The sequence below is a fragment of the Aeromonas sp. R7-4 genome (assembly GCF_040908055.1).
GTDB classification, from domain to species: domain Bacteria; phylum Pseudomonadota; class Gammaproteobacteria; order Enterobacterales; family Aeromonadaceae; genus Aeromonas; species Aeromonas sanarellii.
Genome location: NZ_JBFODA010000063.1, coordinates 123,095 through 140,912 on the forward strand (window position 1 = coordinate 123,095; position 17,818 = coordinate 140,912).

The 17,818-nt window shown below is 66.1% G+C and carries 16 protein-coding genes; 5 read left to right on the top strand and 11 right to left on the bottom strand.

The genetic code is table 11. The features are described 5' to 3' along the window. Positions 1-91: 91 nt before the first annotated feature. The 4 genes from pncB to AB5Y72_RS17455 all read left to right on the top strand — a co-directional run bounded on the left by pncB (position 92) and on the right by AB5Y72_RS17455 (position 4,533). On the top strand, positions 92-1,270 hold the full coding sequence (pncB, locus tag AB5Y72_RS17440) for a nicotinate phosphoribosyltransferase (RefSeq protein WP_325782738.1): 1,179 nt from the start codon (positions 92-94) through the stop codon (positions 1,268-1,270). 124 nt (positions 1,271-1,394) lie between these two features. Continuing rightward, the gene (locus AB5Y72_RS17445) at positions 1,395-2,240 is read left to right on the top strand and encodes a putative selenate ABC transporter substrate-binding protein (protein ID WP_325782737.1); all 846 of its coding nucleotides are present in this window, start codon (positions 1,395-1,397) and stop codon (positions 2,238-2,240) included. After that, entirely contained in the window at positions 2,237-2,998 is a 762-nt protein-coding gene (locus AB5Y72_RS17450; protein ID WP_325782736.1) for an ATP-binding cassette domain-containing protein, read from the top strand. Before AB5Y72_RS17445 ends, AB5Y72_RS17450 begins: the two co-directional genes overlap by 4 nt. Beyond that, positions 2,986-4,533 (top strand): ABC transporter permease subunit, encoded by a 1,548-nt coding sequence (locus tag AB5Y72_RS17455; protein ID WP_325782735.1) that lies wholly within the window; start codon positions 2,986-2,988, stop codon positions 4,531-4,533. Before AB5Y72_RS17450 ends, AB5Y72_RS17455 begins: the two co-directional genes overlap by 13 nt. A gap of 82 nt (positions 4,534-4,615) precedes the next feature. Here AB5Y72_RS17455 and AB5Y72_RS17460 read toward each other — a convergent pair whose 3' ends face one another. The 9 genes from AB5Y72_RS17460 to rph form a co-directional block, all read right to left on the bottom strand. Continuing rightward, positions 4,616-5,224, bottom strand: coding sequence for a thiol:disulfide interchange protein DsbA/DsbL (locus AB5Y72_RS17460; RefSeq protein WP_042078204.1), 609 nt, complete (start codon positions 5,222-5,224; stop codon positions 4,616-4,618). A gap of 134 nt (positions 5,225-5,358) precedes the next feature. Further along, positions 5,359-6,348: a serine/threonine protein kinase gene (locus AB5Y72_RS17465; protein WP_368199328.1), complete on the bottom strand. Its 990-nt coding sequence runs from the start codon at positions 6,346-6,348 to the stop codon at positions 5,359-5,361. A 126-nt stretch (positions 6,349-6,474) separates the two neighbouring features. Next, positions 6,475-7,923: a cytochrome c oxidase accessory protein CcoG gene (ccoG, locus tag AB5Y72_RS17470; protein WP_368199329.1), complete on the bottom strand. Its 1,449-nt coding sequence runs from the start codon at positions 7,921-7,923 to the stop codon at positions 6,475-6,477. Between the two features lie 197 nt (positions 7,924-8,120). Beyond that, entirely contained in the window at positions 8,121-8,384 is a 264-nt protein-coding gene (locus tag AB5Y72_RS17475) for a YihD family protein (RefSeq protein WP_198505615.1), read from the bottom strand. A 31-nt stretch (positions 8,385-8,415) separates the two neighbouring features. Beyond that, on the bottom strand, positions 8,416-9,570 hold the full coding sequence (locus AB5Y72_RS17480; RefSeq protein WP_318162373.1) for a diguanylate cyclase: 1,155 nt from the start codon (positions 9,568-9,570) through the stop codon (positions 8,416-8,418). 105 nt (positions 9,571-9,675) lie between these two features. Next, entirely contained in the window at positions 9,676-10,065 is a 390-nt protein-coding gene (gene cueR, locus AB5Y72_RS17485) for a Cu(I)-responsive transcriptional regulator (RefSeq protein ID WP_042078211.1), read from the bottom strand. 10 nt (positions 10,066-10,075) lie between these two features. Next, positions 10,076-12,499 (bottom strand): heavy metal translocating P-type ATPase, encoded by a 2,424-nt coding sequence (locus AB5Y72_RS17490; RefSeq protein WP_325782733.1) that lies wholly within the window; start codon positions 12,497-12,499, stop codon positions 10,076-10,078. A 161-nt stretch (positions 12,500-12,660) separates the two neighbouring features. Continuing rightward, positions 12,661-13,314: an orotate phosphoribosyltransferase gene (gene pyrE, locus AB5Y72_RS17495; RefSeq protein WP_042078213.1), complete on the bottom strand. Its 654-nt coding sequence runs from the start codon at positions 13,312-13,314 to the stop codon at positions 12,661-12,663. A 341-nt stretch (positions 13,315-13,655) separates the two neighbouring features. Beyond that, a complete protein-coding gene (gene rph, locus AB5Y72_RS17500) occupies positions 13,656-14,372 on the bottom strand; it encodes a ribonuclease PH (RefSeq protein ID WP_216991417.1) in 717 nt (238 codons plus the stop codon). Positions 14,373-14,518: 146 nt separating this feature from the next. Between rph and AB5Y72_RS17505 the strand changes: the two genes are divergently transcribed. Then, positions 14,519-15,382 carry a YicC/YloC family endoribonuclease gene (locus AB5Y72_RS17505; RefSeq protein ID WP_042078217.1) on the top strand — a complete coding sequence of 288 codons (864 nt, stop codon included), beginning with the start codon at positions 14,519-14,521 and terminating at the stop codon, positions 15,380-15,382. A 176-nt stretch (positions 15,383-15,558) separates the two neighbouring features. Here AB5Y72_RS17505 and AB5Y72_RS17510 read toward each other — a convergent pair whose 3' ends face one another. Both AB5Y72_RS17510 and waaA read right to left on the bottom strand, forming a co-directional pair. Continuing rightward, positions 15,559-16,437 (bottom strand): DMT family transporter, encoded by an 879-nt coding sequence (locus tag AB5Y72_RS17510; RefSeq protein ID WP_042078218.1) that lies wholly within the window; start codon positions 16,435-16,437, stop codon positions 15,559-15,561. Positions 16,438-16,548: 111 nt separating this feature from the next. Further along, complete coding sequence (gene waaA, locus AB5Y72_RS17515) at positions 16,549-17,817, bottom strand: lipid IV(A) 3-deoxy-D-manno-octulosonic acid transferase (protein ID WP_042078219.1); 1,269 nt, start codon at positions 17,815-17,817, stop codon at positions 16,549-16,551. Position 17,818 lies beyond the last annotated feature (1 nt).

Sequence of the window (17,818 nt, forward strand, 5' to 3'; positions counted from 1 at the left end):
ATCCTCTACAGCCTGCTCGATACCGACGCCCGCACCTTACCCATGCAGCAGGGGAACGACACTGTTCGCTCCCGCCTGCGAGGAGCCTGACATGCCTCCCATCCTCCACAGCCTGCTCGACACCGACGCTTACAAGCTGCATATGCAGCAGGCGGTGTTCCACCGCTACCCGGATGCCGAGGTGGTGGCCGAATTCCACAGCCGCAACGAAGAGGATCTGCTGCCCATGATGGGCGAGATCGAGGAGCAGTTGCGCCTCGCCGGATCCCTGCGCCTGACCCGCTCCGAACTCGATTTCCTGGCCGAACGCCCCTTCTTCACCGCCGACTATCTGGATCACCTGCGCCGCAAGCCGCTGGATGCCTCATTGCTCAAGGTGTTCGAGCGGGATGGACGCATCAACGTGCGGGTCGAGGGGCCCTGGCAGGACGTCATCCTGTGGGAGATCCCGGTGCTCGCCATCATCAGCGAGATGCGCAACCGCTTCCGCTACCCCCAGTTCGGGGTGAGCCAGGCGCTGGCGCGACTCGACCAGAAGCTCGACAAGCTGGAGCGGGAGCTGAGCCCGGCGGAGATGCAGGAGTTCAACCTCATCGACTTCGGCACCCGCCGCCGCTTCTCCCACGCGGTGCAGGATGCCGTGGTGGGCCGCCTCCAGGAGCGGCTGCCGGCGTTTCACGGCACCAGCAACTACCAGCTGGCACGCAAGTACCGGCTGCCGGCAGTGGGCACCCAGGCCCACGAGTGGTTCCAGGCCCATCAGCAGCTCGGCTTCCCGCTGGAGCTCAGCCAGCGCGCCGCCCTCACCAGCTGGCTGGATGAATTCACCAATCACCTCGGCATCGCGCTCACCGACTGCATCACCATGGATGCCTTCCTGCGCGACTTCGACTTCGAGCTGGCCAGCCGCTACCAGGGGCTGCGCCACGACTCCGGCGACCCCGTGGTGTGGGGGGAGAAGGCCATCAGCCACTACCAGCGCCTCGGCATCGATCCCGCCACCAAGACGCTGGTGTTCTCGGATGGCCTGGATCTCGACAAGGCGGTCCAACTGTTCCGCCACTTCCGTGGCCGCATCAACACCAGCTTCGGCATCGGCACCAAGCTCACCTGCGATCTGCCGGGCGTCACCCCCATGAACATCGTGTTCAAGCTGATGGAGTGCAACGGCGGCCCGGTCGCCAAGATCTCCGACAGCCCGGGCAAGACCCTGTGCCGGGACGCAGACTTCATCCGCAACCTCAAGCAGGCGTTCCACGTCGGGGTATAAGACGCCTTTTTGAGTGCCCCATCTTGCGCACTGCGCCGATGGCCCCCTACCATGACTCACCTGAAAGGTCCGGCCCCCGTCGGACCTTTCGCTTGTTTGAACGCCAGACCACAAGGAACCGCCCATGACCTCCAAATGGATATTTGCCATCACCACCCTGTTCGCCAGCCTGGGAGCCGTCGCCGCCGAGCCGCTGCGGGTCTCCGCCATCCCGGACGAGGCCCCCACCGAACTGCAGCGCAAGTTTGCCCCCCTGGGTGACTACCTGGCCGAGAAGACGGGCCGCGAGGTGGTGTTCGTGCCGGTCAACGACTACGCCGCCGTGGTCGAGGCGCTGGCCGCCGGCAAGCTGGACATGGCCTGGCTCGGGGGCTTCACCTATGTGCAGGCCCATCGCCGTGCCGACAAGGTGGTACCCCTGGTGCAGCGCCAGGAAGACGCCCAGTTCACGTCCAAGTTCATCGCCAACGTCGACAGCGGCATCAAGACCCTGGCCGACACCAAGGGCAAGGACTTCGCGTTCGGTTCCCCCTCCTCCACCTCGGGTCACCTGATGCCGCGCCACTTCCTGGCCGAGCAGGGCATCAACCCGGAGCGTGACTTCGCCCACGTCGCCTTCTCCGGCGCCCACGACGCCACCGTCGCCTGGGTCGCTTCCGGCAAGGTGCCGGCCGGCGCGCTCAACGCCTCGGTGTGGGAGAAGCTGGTGGAAGAGGGCAAGGTCGATACCGCCAGGGTCAAGGTGATCTGGACCACGCCGACCTACTTTGACTACAACTGGACGGTGCGCGGCGATCTGGATCCGGCCCTTCAGGAGAAGATCAAACAGGCCTTCCTCAGCCTGGATCCGGCGGTGCCCGCCCAGGCCGAGATCCTCAAGCTGCAACGCGCCAGCCGCTTCATCGAGACCAGGCCCGAGAACTACCAGGGCATCGAAGCCGCCGCGACCCAGGCCGGCCTGCTGAAGTGATCGCCGTCGCGCTGGACGGGAAAGGATTGCGGCTCGGGCAGAGCCGCATCCTGCACCCGCTTCATCTGCAGATAGCCGCGGGGGAGTGCGTGGCCGTCATCGGGCCGAGCGGCGCGGGCAAGACCAGCCTGCTGCGGCTGATCGCCACCGAGCTGCGCGGCGAGGGCGAGCTCACCCTCTGGGGCCAGGATCCCTGGGCCCTCTCCACCCGGGCCCGCCAGCGGCTGCGCAGCCGGATCGGCATGATCTGGCAGCAGCCTCCGCTGCCCGCCTCCCAGCCGGTGGTGACCGCCGTGCTGGCCGGCCGCCTCGGCCAGTGGTCCCTCGGCCGTTCCTTACTCTCCCTGCTGCGCCCCTGCGACCCAGCAGGCGCGCGAACCGAACTGGCCCGCCTCGGCCTCGCCGACAAGTGGCAGCAGTGCTGCGGCGAGCTCTCCGGCGGCCAGCTGCAACGGGTCGGCATCGCCCGGGTGCTCTACCAGCAGCCGGACCTGATCCTGGCGGACGAGCCTGTCTCCGCCCTCGATCCCGTGCTCGCCCAGAGCAGCCTGGATGCCCTGCTGGCCCAGGCCCGCGCCCGGGGCAGCACCCTCGTCGCCAACCTGCACGCGGTCGAGCTGGCCCTCGACCGCTTCCCCCGCATCATCGGCCTGCGGGAGGGGCGGGTGCAGTTCGACTGCCCGGCGGCGGCCGTCACCCCGGCCATGCTGGCCGAGCTCTACGCCGGTGACGACGAGGCGGCAGCGTGTTTGGTCTGACCCTCCACTGGCGTCATCCCCTGCCCTGGTTGCTGCTGCTCATCGGCTACAGCCTGTGGCAGCAGGCCGACGGCTGGCTCGGCCTGTTCGATGGCCAGAGCTGGCGGCAGATGGGCAACTTTGTCGCCACCAGCTGGCCGCCCCGTTTTGATCGGGACTTTCTCGCCCTGACCCTGACCGCGACCCTGGAGAGCCTGGCGGTGGCGACCCTGGGGCTGGCGGGCGCCCTGCTGCTCGGCGTGCCGTTCGCCCTGCTCGGTTCCCGCGCCCTGTCGCTCGCCGAGCTGGGGCCGGTTCCCAGCCCCCTGCGCGGCGCCTTGCGGGCCCTCTCGCGCCTCGTCGCCATCCTGCTGCGCAGCCTGCCCGAGCTCATCTGGGCGCTGCTGTTCGTGCGCCTGTCGGGGCTCGGACCGCTCGCCGCCATCCTGGCCATCGCCGTCAGCTACGGCGGCATGCTGGCCAAGGTCTACAACGAGATCATGGAGAGCGGCGCCCTGCAACCGGCCCGCGCCCTGCTGCTCGGCGGCAGCGGCCGGCTGCAGGCGCTCTGGTATGGCGTGCTGCCCGCGGTGCGCCAGGAGCTGCTCTCCTACACCGTCTATCGCTGGGAGTGCGCCCTGCGCGCCTCCGTCATCATGGGCTTCGTCGGGGCGGGCGGGCTCGGCCAGCAGCTCGAGCTCTCCCTGCGCATGTTTGCCGGCGGCGAGGTGGTGACCCTGCTGCTGGCCTTCATCCTGCTGGTGACCCTGGCGGACGGCCTCAGCGCCTGGCTGCGCCACAGCCGCTCCCCCGGCCTGCTGTTGCTGATCTGCCTGGGGCTGGCCGGGGTCCTGGCCCTCTATCGGCTCGACTGGCGCATGTTGAGCTTCTCCCTGGACGGCCTGGGCGCCTTCGTGGGGGAGTTTCTGCGACCGGACTGGTCATGGCCCTTCCTCAAGGCTGTGGGCACAGGCCTGCTCGATACGGTGCAGATGGCGCTGCTGAGCACCCTCTTCAGCGCCCTGCTGGCCCTGCCGCTGGCCTGCCTCGCGCGCCACTGCTGGCCGCTGCGGCTGCTGTTCAACCTGCTGCGATCCGTGCCCGAGCTCATCTTCGCCAGCCTGCTGGTGATCGCGGTCGGGCTGGGGCCGGTGGCGGGCATACTGGCGCTCACCCTGCACACCACCGGCGTGCTGGCCAGGCTGTTCGTGGAGACCCTCGAGAATGCGGACCCCGCCCCCCGCCTCGCCCTGCAACTGAGCGGCGCCGGCGCCGTGGCCAGCTTCTGGTACGGGCTGTTTCCCCTGGTGTCACACCAGTGGCTGGCCTACAGCCTCTATCGCGGCGAGATGAACCTGCGCGCCGCCACCATCCTCGGGGTGGTCGGGGCCGGCGGGCTGGGGCAGCAGCTCTATGTCTCCTTAAGCCTGTTCCGCTACGATCAGGCGGCCACCCTGCTGCTGGCCATACTGCTGCTGGTCTGGCTGGCGGAGGCCCTCAGCCGCCGTACCCGTCTGCCACGCCCGGCCCCCACCCAGCGGGATTGCCAGATCTGAGCCCTTCCCGTCGTCATGGGCCCGATAAACAAAAAGCCCGCCGGTTTGCACCGGCGGGCTTTTTTCACGAGGTCAGTCTGGATCAGTCTTTCTTCGCCAGCAGGAACTGCACCAGCTGGTTGAACTGTTCCTGGGAGGTGATGGATTCAATCTTCACCATGTACTTGCCGTTGACCAGGAAGGCCGGCACGCCGCGCACGTTGTAAGTCTCGGTGTTGCGATCGAACTGGGAGACCATGCCGGAGACGGCGAAGCTGTCGACGGCGCCGTCAAACTCCTCGGCCGGCACGCCGTTGTCCACGAAGATCTGCTTCACGTCGGCACGGCTCTGGGGGATCTGACGCTGGGTGTGGATCTTGTCGAAGATGGCCGGGGTCAGCTTGGCCTCCACGTTCAGCAGGTTGGCGACGGCGTAGGCACGCTGCATCTCCGGACCCATCTCGCGGCCCAGGAAGGCCACCGGGTTCTTCTTCAGGGGCACGCCTTCGGGCAGGCTCTTCTTCAGATCTTCGGCGATCGGCTCGAACTTGGCGCAGTGCGGGCAGTAGTAGGAGAAGAACTCCAGTACTTCCGGCTGGGCGCTGCCGGTCTGGGTGACCACGTCATAGTTGACGCCTTCCTTGAATTGCGGGGCGGCGTGAACCATGGGGATCATCAGCATGGCGGCGAGGAAAAATAGGATTTTTTTCATGACGTTTCCTGTTAAGGGATCACTGTGAGGCACGCCCGGCGAACCGAAGCAGTCCAAGCCTATTGCGTCACCCTCGTGCCGTCAATGGCAAAGGCAGCCGGGGGAGGCTGGCATGCCTCCCCCGGCTGCCTCCCTCACCACTGCGGCATCAGGCTCAGCGGCGGCGCCTTCAGGGCCGCCAGCTGGTCGTGCAGGGTGGCAATCTGCTGGCGCCAGTAGTGCTCGGTGTTGAACCAGGGGAAGTGGCGGGGGAAGGCGGGATCCTTCCAGCGCCGGGCCAACCAGGCCATGTAGTGGACGATGCGCATGGCCCGCAGGGGCTCGATGAGCGCCAGCTCCCGCTGGTCGAACTCCATGAACTCCTCGTAACCCGCCAGCAACGTGTCGAGCTGAAGCTGCTGCTCGTGACGCTCGCCACTCAGCATCATCCAGAGATCCTGGATGGCAGGGCCGGTGCGGCAGTCGTCGAGATCGACGAACAGCGGGCCGTCACGCCACAGTATGTTGCCCGGGTGGCAGTCGCCGTGCAGGGAGATGCGCGCCACGTCCAGGGTCATGGCGTCGCTCACGTGCCGGATCAGCTCGTCGAGCACCCCGAAGAAGGGCTTGGCCAGGCCGCTCGGCACCCATTCGCCTGCCGCCAGCAACTGGCGCGGCTCGTGCAGCATGATCTCCACGTCCAGGGGGACGCGGTGATGAAACCCGTGGCTGGCACCGACCCTGTGGATACGGCCGAGGTAGCGCCCCACCCACTCCAGCTGATCCAGGTTGTCCACCTCGAACTGGCGGCCACCGACGCTCTGCCAGATGGCGAAGGGGTAGCCCTGATGCTCCAGCAGGGTCTCGCCGGCGAAGCTGAGGGGTGCGGCGACCGGGATCTCCGTCTCCATCAGGCGGGCGGCGAACTCGTGCTCCTCCAGGATCTGGGCCCGGCTCCAGCGACCGGGACGATAGAACTTCACCACGTAGCGGCGGCGATCCTCGTCCTGAAACTGGTAGACCCTGTTCTCGTAGCTGTTGAGCTCGATCAGGCCGGAATCGATGCGCAGGCCGCTGAGATCGATGGCATCCATGATGAGATCGGGATTGAGGTCGGAATAGTTGAAACGCATGTCATCCACCATAGGAAAGGGGCGCTGTTGCGCCCCATTCTATCCGATCCAGCCCGGGATGGACGACCCGCCCTCCCGGAAACCGTCACAACCCGCTGATAAATCTGCTGGCTTGCTTCAAAGCAGAGTGCCCCGTGGTCACAACCTGCTGATAAATTTACTGGGCTGACGCAGGGTGCCCTTGCTGTCGTCCGCAGCCGCCCCTTCCCGCTTCAACACGAACTGCACATCCAGGGTCGGCCGCTTCAGGTTGAAGGGATCCACCGCCAGGCTCACCGGCAGGGTGAAAATCTCCCCTGGTTTGAGAGTCACCTCCCGCGGACCGAACCACTGATGCTCCGGCAGCCCCTCCACATCCAGCAGATAGGTCTGGGACTGCAGGGTCTTGTTGAGGATCTTCAGGGTGTAGGTGTTCTCGATGAGCCCCTCGCTGTTCTCGCGGAACAGCTGGTTGCGATCCCGCAGTATGTCGAGCCCCATGGGCATGATGGACATGGCGTTGTAGACGAAGACCCCCAGCATGATGACCATCACCAGGCCGTAGCCGATCAGCTTGGGCCGCGCGACCTGGGTCTCGCTGTGGGCCAGCTTGTGCTCAGTGGTGTAGCTGATGAGGCCGCGCGGGTAACCCATCCGATCCATGGTCTGGTCGCAGGCATCGACGCAGGCGCCGCAGTTGATGCACTCGTACTGCAGGCCGTCGCGGATGTCGATGCCGGTCGGGCAGACCTGCACGCAGAGATCGCAGTCGATACAGTCCCCCAGCCCCAGGGCCTTGGGATCGGCCTTGCGACCCCGGGCACCCCGGGTCTCGCCGCGCTGGCTGTCGTAGCCGACGATGTAGGTGTCCTTGTCGAACATGGCGGACTGGAAGCGGGCATAGGGGCACATGTGGATGCACATGATGGCGCGCATCCAGCCGGCGTTGCCATAGGTGCAGGCGGCGAAGAACAGCACCCAGAAGATGACCCAGCCGCCCGCCTGCAGGGTGAAGAAGTCGGGCACCAGATGGAAGACGTCCTGGAAGTAGGCGACGAAGGTGAGCCCGGTGCCCAGCGACAGCAGGATCCACGCCAGGTGCTTGGCCCCCTTGCGCGCCAGCTTCTCGCCGCTCCAGGGAGCCTCATCCAGCTTGCGCCGCTTGTTGGCGGCCCCTTCCAGCTTCTCTTCGAACCAGATGAACATGAAGGTCCACACCGTCTGGGGGCAGAGATAGCCGCACCAGACCCGGCCGAGGAAGGTGGTCACGAAGAAGAGGGCGAAGGCGGCGATCATGAAGACCCAGGCCAGCAGGGTGAGGTCCTGCGGCCAGATGGTGGCGCCGAAGATGTGGAACTGCTGGTGCTCCAGATCGAACAGCACCGCCTGGCGACCGTCGTAACGCAGCCAGGGCAGGGCGACGAAGAGCGCGACGAAGAACCAGCCCATGGCCTTGCGCACCTGCTGCCAGTAGCCGGTCTGGGAGCGGACATAGATGCGCTTGCCGGGGTTGAACCTGTCGTCACCCGCCTTGAAGGTATTGGGATTGAAGGTCCCGGTGACGTCACCGGTCACGTCCTTGATATCGATCTTGTCCTGGTCGGCCATCGCAACACATAGCTCCACTCACATTGTTATGAAGCCGATTATATCTTAAACAACCTGCTAATTGTGTGGGTTAAATGTATCTATAGTTCGAGTGCCGTCGCAATTTCAGGCAACAAAAAAGGCCCATAGCCAGTTGACTATGCGCCTTTTGCGAGATTCCCTTGAAACCTTCCTCTTCCGGCAACCCGGCGGTCGGGTTACTTGATGCCGCGGGCCTTGAGCAGGGCTTCCTTGAAGTCGGGCACATGATCCTTGGCCAGCCCCGGGATCATCGCCTGCTTGTCGGACTCGCGCATCTTGAGGTGGTAGATCAGCATGTCGTCGGTCAGCTCGGACAGGGAGCCTTCAAATCCGGCCTCCTCGGCCAGCTTGGCGACAAACTGCACCAGGCTGAGGTCCTGTTCCTTGATCCAGGCGGGCTGCAGCAGCTCCAGCAGCTCTTCGATACGATGACATTGCATAGACGACCTCTTCAACTCTGTCTTGTGAAACTCAGGCAACCTTACCCATCAAGGCTACTTCGATACGATCCCGGCCATTATGCTTGGCCTGGTAGAGGGCCGCATCCGCTTTTTGGATGAGATCGGCGATGGAGTGGTGCTGGTCCGGCACCAGGGTCGCCACCCCGAAGCTGCAACTGACCCGCCCCGAGACCCGGGACTTGTGGTGGGGAATGCCGAGCGTGCGCAGGGCCGTGCGCACCTGCTCGGCGATCTGCATGGCCCCCTGCAAGGTGGTGCAGGGCAGCAGCAGGGCGAACTCCTCCCCCCCGTAACGGGCGGCCAGATCGTCCTCCCGGCGCAGCACCTCGGCCAGCAGGCTCGCCACCTGCTGCAGACACTGGTCCCCCAGCTGGTGGCCATAGTGATCGTTGAACTGCTTGAAGTAGTCCACGTCCACCAGCACCAGGGAGAGGGGGGCCTGGGCCCGGTGGCAGCGGCGCCAGGCCCGCGCCAGGCTGTCATCGAGGTGGGCCCGGTTCGCGATGCCGGTCAGCCCGTCCAGGCGGGAGGTGAGCTTGAGGTGCTCGGAGACCGCCTTGAGCTCCGCCACCAGCTCGGCGTTGGAGAAGCTGTGGTAGAGGGAGGCCACCTGATCCCGCCGCAGGCGTCGCAGCAGGGTGGGCAGAAACACGAACAGATAGCCCGCCAGCATGCAGGAGACGATGCGCTCCTGCTCGTTGCCGCCACCCAGTTCGAACAGCATGGCAGACCCGAGCGGCAGCACGGCCCCGTAGAGGGTGCGGCGGCTGCCGAACAGCATGATGGCACTGCCGGTGAGGATCAGGCTGGCGAGCATCATCATGGCGGCGCGGTAGGTGTCCGGCAGCCTGTCCATGTAGAGCAGCACGCCCAGGGCCCAGATGATGGAGGTGATGGTGACGCCGATGAACAGCTCCCGCTCCAGCACCGGCAGCGGGAGCTGCGTCAGTCTGGTCTGACGCCAGCGCAGGTGCCACCAGCGCCCCAGCAGCAGCAGGAAGACCAGCCCCAGCCAGCCGAGGGCCTCCCCCACCGGCAGGTAGTCGTGGCACAGCAGGCTCCAGCTGATCGCCAGCAGCGCCAGACAGGGCAGGCTGAAGGAGGCGTGGGTATAGAGCTGGACCATGATGGCACGCCGCACCTGATGTTTCACACTCTGGGTCAACTGGGCACTCCCTGTACAAGAGCCGCACAGTCTACCACTCCCCTTTCCTGCTCAACAATCAATCGCCCGCTATTAAGCTGACACTCAGCGCTGCCTCCGGCCCGCTCACCCTTTCTCCAGCTCGTCGAGGATGGGGCACTCGGGGCTTGCATCCCCGTGGCAGCAGCTCACCACCTCCTCGAGCGCAACGAGCATGGCCTGAAGGCCGGCAATGCGGGCGCGCAGATCGACGATCTTCTCCTGGGCCAGCTTCTTCACCTGGGCGCTGGTTCTGTGCTCGTCCCGGTAGAGTGCCAGCAGCTCCTGGCACTCCTCCAGGTTGAAGCCGGTCTCCCGCGCCCGCTTGACGAAGCGCAGCTCCCGCAGGGCGCCGTCGCCGTAGCTGCGATAGCCGTTGTCGCTGCGCACCGGCGCCGTGATGAGCCCGATGCTCTCGTAATACCGGATGGTCTTGGCGGTCAGGCCGGTGGCCTTGGCAACCTTGCTGATGTTCATGCTCGCCTCCTTATTGGCTCGAATGGGTGCTTGCGACGCGGGCGCCCGCCCTGGGCTGCCAGCGCTTCAGTAACAGGGAATTGCTCAGTACGGTGACGCTGCTGAGCGCCATGGCCGCCCCCGCCAGCTCCGGGCTGAGATAGCCCAGCGCCGCCAGCGGAATGCCGACCACGTTGAACACGAAGGCCCAGAACAGGTTCTGCTGTATGGTGCGCCAGGTCGCCGCCGAGATGTCGATGGCATCGGCCACCAGCCGAGGGTCAGATCGCATGAGCGTGATGGCGGCCGTCTCCATGGCCACATCGGAGCCGGAGCCCATGGCGATCCCCACGTCCGCCGCAGCCAGCGCCGGCGCATCGTTCACCCCGTCCCCCACCATGGCCACCAGCCCGGAGGTCTGCGCCCGCAACGCCGCCACCTTGTCCACCTTGCCGGCGGGCAGCACGGAGTCGAAGGCCCCGTCCAGCCCCAGTTTGGCGGCGATGTGGGCCACAGGCGCGGGCGCGTCGCCGCTCACCAGCCAGCTGGCAATGCCGCGCTGGCGCAGGGTGGCGATGGCCTCGGGGCTCTCCGGCCTCAGGGTATCGGCCAGGGCGGCGAGGCCGACGACCACGCCGTCGATGGCCACCCAGACCCGGGTCGCCCCGTCGGCAGGTTGTTCCTCCTGCGCAGACGCCTCGATGCCGAGCTGGGCCAGCAAGACACTGTTGCCGATGGCGACCCCGTGGCCCGCCACCTGACCGAGGATGCCGGCACCGACCCGCACCTCCACCGCCTCCGGCTGGGGCAGCGCTGCATCTTTGCCGGCCGCCTCGCGCATGGCCAGCGCCAGCGGGTGTTCGCTCGCCTGTTGCAGGGCGGCGGCGAGGCGCAGCTGCTCGTCGCTGCCGCTCCAGCTCGCCAGCACCGGCCGGCCCTGGGTCAGGGTCCCTGTCTTGTCGAAGATGAGGGCCTTGATGGCGTGGGCCTTCTGCAGGGTGTCGACGTCCTTGATCAGGATGCCGTGGCGCGCCGCCACCCCGGTGCCGGTGACAATGGCGGCCGGAGTCGCCAGCCCGAGGGCACAGGGGCAGGCGATCACCAGCACGGCCACCGCCGCCAGCAGCGCCTGGCCGAAGTCGTTGCTTGCGGCATACCAGGCCAGCAGGGTAAAGAGGGCGATGGCCATCACCACGGGCACGAACACGGCGGAGACCCTGTCCACCAGCTGTTGCAGCGGTGCCTTGCCCATCTGGGCGCTCTCCACCAGGGCGATGATCTTGCTGAGGCTGGAGTCCTCCCCCACGGTCGTGGCCTCGATCTCCAGCACGCCGGAGCGGTTGATGGCGCCGCCCAGCACGGCATCCCCCAGCGCGCGCGGCACCGGCAGGCTCTCGCCGGTGAGGATGGATTCGTCCAGTTCGCTCTCGCCGCTCGTTATCTTGCCGTCCACCGGCACCCGCTCGCCCACCAGCACCCGCAGCCTGTCGCCGCGCAGCACCTCGTCGATGCCGACGCTGCGCCACTCCCCCCCGCGCCAGACGGTAGCCGTCTCGGGGCGAAGGGCCATCAGCTCGCGGATGGCGGACTGGGTGCTGCGGCGGGCGCGTGCCTCCAGCAGCTTCCCGAGGGAGATCAGGGTGATGATGATGGCGCTCGCCTCGAAGTAGAGCTTGCCGCTGGCGGCAGCCCCCAGGGTCAGCAGCAGATAGAGGCTGTAGAAGTAGGCGGCACTGGTACCGGTCGCCACCAGCACGTCCATGTTGGCCGCCCTGTTGCGCAATGCGAGCCAGGCGCCGCGATAGAAGCGGGCTCCGATCCAGAACTGCACCGGGGTGGCGAGCACCAGCTCCAGCCAGGCGGGCAGATGCCAGTGCAGCAGCCCGGCCATGGAGAGCATGCCCACCAGCAGCGGCAGGGTCAGCAGTGCCGAGATACAGACCTGGATCAGCGCCTGGTGCGCGGCGGCAGACTCCTGCGCCTCCCGCTCCAGCAACTGCTGGCGGCGACCGCTCGCGGAGCCCTGTGCCAGCTGGGCGTCAAAGCCGAGGGCCTCGATCCGGGTGCGCAGGGCGGCGGGGGTCTGCATCCCCGGCACCAGCACGAGGCGCGCCTGCTCGAGGGAGAAGTTGACGTCGGCCGAGATGACGCCGGGCAGCGCCGCCAGCATCTTGTTCAAACGGGCAGAGCAACCGGCACAGGTCATGCCGCCTATCTGGAACGTGAGCGTCTCCTGGCCATAGTCATAGCCCTGGGCCTTGATGCTCTCCAGCACCTCGGGCAGACGGTCGGGGCTGGCCAGGTCGATGGCCGCCTGCTCCAGCGCGAAGTTGACGGTGGCCTGCACCCCGTCAAGCTTGTTGAGGGCGGTCGTGATGCGGTTGGCGCAGTTGGCGCAGCTCATGCCGCTGAGCGGCAACTGCAGATGGATGGGTGATTGAATATCTGTGGTCATGATGTTCCTCCCAGGAACCAGTCGGCCAGAACCAATGCCGATGATCAAACCCTAACCTTTACTGTAAGGGTAAGCTCAAGTCGCGATGACCACTTTTTTATCCCATGAAAAATGGCGCCGCCCCGGCAGGGGCGACGCCATTCACATGGATACGGAGAGGCTCAGATGCCGTACTGGGCGCGATACGCCTTCATGGCCGCCAGCTGGGAGGCCAGCTCGGGCTGCTCGGCCTGCTTCTCCTCCAGATACTGGATCAGATCGCTCATCTGGATGATGGCGATGATGTGGGCACCGTAGTCACGCTCCACCTCCTGGATGGCGGAGAGCTCGCCCTTGCCCTTCTCCTGGCGGTCCAGGGCGATCAGCACCCCGGCCAGGGAGGCACCGTTGGCCTGGATCAGATCCATGGATTCGCGGATGGCAGTACCGGCGGTGATGACGTCGTCCACCAGCATGATGCGCCCCTTGAGCGGGCTGCCCACCAGGTTGCCGCCCTCGCCGTGATCCTTGGCCTCCTTGCGGTTGAAGCACCAGGGCACGTCCACGTCGTGCTGCTCCACCAGCTGCACCGCGGTGGCGGAGGCGATGGGGATCCCCTTGTAGGCCGGGCCAAACAGCACGTCGAATTCGATGCCGGCATCCATCAGGGCGGCGGCGTAGAAACGGCCGAGACGGGCCAGATCGCGGCCGCTGTTGAACAGGCCGGCGTTGAAGAAGTAGGGGCTCTTGCGGCCGGATTTCAGGGTGAATTCACCGAATTTGAGAACCTGTTTCTCCAGGGCGAACTCGATAAATTGACGCTGGTAGGCTTTCATTCTGGCTCCTTGCTTGGCTTGTCGTTGACTGGTGTGGGGGTATAAAAAAACGCGGTCAATGCCGCGTTTGCAGGATCTGTTGACGCTTCGTCACAGCCGCGACGGAGTCGGTTTTTGCGCAGAACTAGGCATGAGATGCGAAGTTTGGTGATCCAAACGAGGCATCGAATAACGACGTTATGCACAAAAACAGACCCGTCCCTATGGGTTGCGTGGCAAAGGATGCCATGCGTTGTTGCAGGACTTGCCAAGGGAATAACCATTGGCGGCATCCTGCGCCTAGCCTGGCATCCTTTGACACTGCAACGCGACTTGTGCCGAAACATCAACAGATCCTGGTATCAGGAAAGTGACTGCTTCTGCAGCGCGATGATGTCCATGATGCCGCCCTTGGCGAGCGCCAGCATCGCCAGCAGCTCCTCGTGGGTGAAGGGCTCGGCCTCGGCGGTGCCCTGCACCTCGATGATGCGGCCGTCTTCGGTCATCACCACGTTCATATCGGTCTCGGCGGCGGAGTCTTCCACGTACTCCAGATCGCAGATGGCCTCCCCCTCATACATGCCGACGGAGACGGCGGCGATCATCTGCTTGAGCGGGCTCTGCTTGAGCATGCCCTTCTCCACCATCCAGTTCAGGGCGTCCACCAGGGCCACGCAGGCCCCTGTGATGGCGGCGGTGCGGGTGCCGCCGTCGGCCTGCAGCACGTCACAGTCCACCGTGATGGAGTGCTCGCCGAGCGCGGTCAGGTCCACCGCGGCGCGCAGGGAACGGGCGATCAGGCGGGAGATCTCCAGGGTGCGGCCGCTCTGCTTGCCGGCGGCCGCCTCGCGGTTCATGCGCGAATGGGTGGAGCGTGGCAGCATGCCGTACTCGGCGGTGACCCAGCCCTGACCCTTGCCTTTCAGGAAGCGCGGCACGCTGGTATCGACGCTGGCGGTGCAGAGCACCCGGGTGTGGCCAAACTCCACCAGCACGGACCCTTCCGCATGCTTGGTGAAGTTGCGGGTGATGGTAACCGGACGCACCTGGGCGGCGCTGCGATCGCTGGGACGGGACATGGGACTGACCTCTGGGCTGGCTGAATTGGCGCAGGAGTATAAGCGATTGCTACTCAAATATCAGCCGCTAAAACCACCTCGTCGGCTGACGGGGCAGGCCTGGCTGAGTATACTGGCCGCACACTTCATCAAGCCCGGAACAATCAATGATTCACAGCATGACCGCCTACGCCCGCAAGGAACTCAAGGGCGACTGGGGCACAGCCGTTTGGGAAATTCGTTCGGTCAACCAGCGCTATCTGGAGACCTACATTCGCCTGCCGGAACAACTGCGCAGCCTGGAGCCGGTCCTGCGCGAGCGTTTCCGTGCCAAGCTGCAGCGCGGCAAGGTGGAGTGCAACCTGCGCTTCGAGGCCGCCCAGGCCGCCGCCAGCCAGCTCCACATCAATGAAGAGCTGGCCAGGCTCATCATCGACAGCGCCAACTGGGTGATGAAAGAGGCGGGTCAGGGCCAGCTCAACCCGGTGGACGTGCTGCGCTGGCCGGGGGTCATGGCCGCCGCCGAGCAGGACATGGACGTGGTCGCCACCGAGCTGATGGCTGGGTTTGACCTGACCATGGACGACTTCCTCGCCTCCCGCGCCAGCGAAGGGGCCAACCTCAAGGCGCTGATCGAGCAGCGCCTTGACGGCATCCAGGTGGAAGTGAAGAAGGTGCGCGTGCACCTGCCGCAGATCATCGAGTGGCAGCGCCAGAAGCTCACCGACCGCCTGGCCGAAGCCAAGGTGGAGCTGGATCCCGCCCGCATCGAGCAGGAGATAGTGCTGCTGGCCCAGAAGATCGACGTGGCCGAAGAGCTGGATCGCCTGGAGATGCACATCAGCGAGACCATCAAGATCATGAAGAAGGGGGGCGCCTGCGGCCGCCGTCTCGACTTCATGATGCAGGAGTTCAACCGCGAGTCGAACACCCTCGGTTCCAAGTCCATCAACGCCGAGGTGACCCAGTCCGCCGTCGAATTGAAGGTCCTCATCGAACAGATGCGCGAGCAGATCCAGAACATCGAGTGATCCCCTCCTCGATGCACCAGCCCCCGCCACGCGGGGGCTTTTTTATGCCCGTTTCCCGCGGCGATCAGCCGCCTGACTGATGGCAGCCCAACTCGACATGCGCCATCACGCAGAGAGGGCCTGCAATGCAGACCCTCTCGCTTTTCCGAACCATTTACGCTCGTCGCCCGTGCAGGCTAGACCGGTGATTTCAACTTGCGGCTGCGCAGCAGCAGGGGGAGCTGGTAGAGCACCAGGGCGCCCAGCACCAGGCCGGCGCCGGCCAGCTTGGCGGGGCCCAGCGGCTCGTCATAGAAGAGGGTGCTTAAGATCAGGGTCCAGACCGGTTCCAGCAGCATCAGCAGGGCGGCGTGGGCCGTGGTCATCCGGCTCAGGGCATGGGTGAGCAGCCAGTAGCGCAAGGTGGTGGCGATCAGCACGCTGGCGGCAAACCAGCCCCAGATGCCAGTGCCGATGCTGGCGGGCCACTGCTCGGTCAGCAGGGAGAGCAGGGTGCCGAGCAGCCCGGTCACCGCCAGCTGGATGCAGGTGAGCCAGGTAGGGGGGATGGACTGGGCAAAGTGGCGGTGCACCGCGAGCTGCACCCCCAGGGTGGCGGCCGCCGCCAGAAACCAGAACAGGGAGAGCGACACGCCCCAGTGGGTGCTGCTGGAGAGCAGCAGCAGACCGGCCACGGCGACGGGCAGGGTGAGCCAGTAGTGACGGCCGGGTCTGGCCTTGAAGGCGGCCCAGGCGGCGAGCGGCGCCATCAGGGTGGCCACACTCATGATGAAGGCGCCGCTGCCGAGCGCATCGCTCTGGCTGATGGCGGTGACCCAGAACAGCAGGCTGGCCCCGAGCAGGGTGCCGCAGCCGGTGGCGCGCAGCAGTTGTGAGCCACTGGGGGGCGGCTCCCGCAACCAGGCGAGCGGCAAGAGCAGCAGGGCGGCCAGCAGGAAGCGGCTGCCGATAAAGGCGGCAGTGGGCAGTTCGCGAATAGCCTCTTTCGAGAAGAGCCAGCCGGCGGCGGCCAGCAGGGTGACCAGTATCATCAACAGCAGGGGAGCGCGGTTCATCGGGGCATCACAGGGTCGGGGGCAAAGGGCAGAGCATAAAGGAAAGGGGCGCGGATTGTCTCCCGGGGTTTGGCAGACGTGTTGGTGAGGCGGCCACGAGGCCGCCCCGCCTCAGTCGTCACTTTCCAGGCTGGCGAGGCAATGGGACAGGGTGCGCGCCAGCGCCCCCTGATTGCGCAGCACCACGGCGCGGGCCTGCTCCCCCATCTCGCGGCGAGCAGGGGCATCGCCGAGCAGGGTGCTCACCCGGTGGCCGAGCGCCTCGGCGTCCGCCACCACGGCCGCGCCACCCTGGGCCACCAGCTGGCGGGTGATGTCGCTGAAGTTGAAATAGACGGGGCCGGTCAGGCAGGGTTTGCCCAGCGCCGCCGGTTCCAGCAGGTTGTGACCGCCCACGGGCACCAGGCTGCCACCGACAAAGGCGAGATCCGCCGCCGCCAGCATCAGCGGCAGCTCGCCCATGGTGTCACCCAGGTAGATCTTGTCGCTCTCGCCGACCGCACTGCCCGCCGTGCGCCGCACGCAACCGTAGGGGGCGCACAGCTCGGCCACCCGATCGAAACGCTCGGGATGGCGCGGCACCAGGATCAGCAGGGCGGAGGGATGGGCCTTGAGCACCCGCTCGAAGGCGGCCAGCACCTGCTCGTCTTCCCCCTGGTGGGTACTGGCGGCGATCCAGACAGGTCGGGCCTCCCCCAACTGCTGGCGCAGGGCACGGCCCCTGGCCTGCACCTCGTCGCCGAACTGGATGTCGAACTTGATGGAGCCGGTCACCGCCAGCCGATTGCGCGCGATTCCCAGACGATGGAAGCGGTCCGCATCGTCCTGGTGCTGGCAGAGCAGGTGGGTCAGGGGCCGGCTGAGGGCATCGAAGGCGCCCTGGAAGCGGCCATAGCGCCGGCAGGAGCGCTCCGAGAGGCGGGCATTGAGGATGGTCACCGGCAGGTGGCGCGCCTCGCAGGCCGCCAGCCAGTTCGGCCACAGCTCGGTCTCCATCACCCAGAGAGCGCGGGGCTTGACGGTGCTCAGAAACGCCGAGACGGCCCAGGGGTAGTCGAGCGGCGCATAGCGGTGCACCACCAGATCCCCGAGCTTGGCCGCCTGCTCGGCACCGGTGCGGGTGGTGGTGGTGAGCAGTATGGGCAGCTCAGGCAGCTCGGCCTTGAGGGCACGGATGAAGGGGGTGATGGCCAGGGTCTCCCCCACGCTCACCGCATGGATCCAGAGCGGGGCCTCCTGTCCGGTGGCGGGTGTCCGCCCCAGGTGCTCTGCCCAGCGCTTGCCGAAGCCGGGCTTGCCTTTCTTGGGCTTGTAGAGCGCCAGCAGTGCCAGGGGCAACCCCAGGTGGATCAGCAGGTTGTAGAGCAGCCGGTAGATCATG

What these genes read in the sequence shown, in the direction of transcription:
- pncB (WP_325782738.1), top strand. Translation starts at nt 92, where the DNA reads ATGCCTCCCATCCTCCACAGCCTGCTCGACACCGACGCTTACAAGCTG.
- AB5Y72_RS17445 (WP_325782737.1), top strand. Translation starts at nt 1,395, where the DNA reads ATGACCTCCAAATGGATATTTGCCATCACCACCCTGTTCGCCAGCCTG.
- AB5Y72_RS17460 (WP_042078204.1), bottom strand. Translation starts at nt 5,224, where the DNA reads ATGAAAAAAATCCTATTTTTCCTCGCCGCCATGCTGATGATCCCCATG.
- AB5Y72_RS17465 (WP_368199328.1), bottom strand. Translation starts at nt 6,348, where the DNA reads ATGGTGGATGACATGCGTTTCAACTATTCCGACCTCAATCCCGATCTC.
- ccoG (WP_368199329.1), bottom strand. Translation starts at nt 7,923, where the DNA reads ATGGCCGACCAGGACAAGATCGATATCAAGGACGTGACCGGTGACGTC.
- AB5Y72_RS17475 (WP_198505615.1), bottom strand. Translation starts at nt 8,384, where the DNA reads ATGCAATGTCATCGTATCGAAGAGCTGCTGGAGCTGCTGCAGCCCGCC.
- cueR (WP_042078211.1), bottom strand. Translation starts at nt 10,065, where the DNA reads ATGAACATCAGCAAGGTTGCCAAGGCCACCGGCCTGACCGCCAAGACC.
- AB5Y72_RS17490 (WP_325782733.1), bottom strand. Translation starts at nt 12,499, where the DNA reads ATGACCACAGATATTCAATCACCCATCCATCTGCAGTTGCCGCTCAGC.
- pyrE (WP_042078213.1), bottom strand. Translation starts at nt 13,314, where the DNA reads ATGAAAGCCTACCAGCGTCAATTTATCGAGTTCGCCCTGGAGAAACAG.
- rph (WP_216991417.1), bottom strand. Translation starts at nt 14,372, where the DNA reads ATGTCCCGTCCCAGCGATCGCAGCGCCGCCCAGGTGCGTCCGGTTACC.
- AB5Y72_RS17505 (WP_042078217.1), top strand. Translation starts at nt 14,519, where the DNA reads ATGATTCACAGCATGACCGCCTACGCCCGCAAGGAACTCAAGGGCGAC.
- AB5Y72_RS17510 (WP_042078218.1), bottom strand. Translation starts at nt 16,437, where the DNA reads ATGAACCGCGCTCCCCTGCTGTTGATGATACTGGTCACCCTGCTGGCC.
- waaA (WP_042078219.1), bottom strand. Translation starts at nt 17,817, where the DNA reads ATGATCTACCGGCTGCTCTACAACCTGCTGATCCACCTGGGGTTGCCC.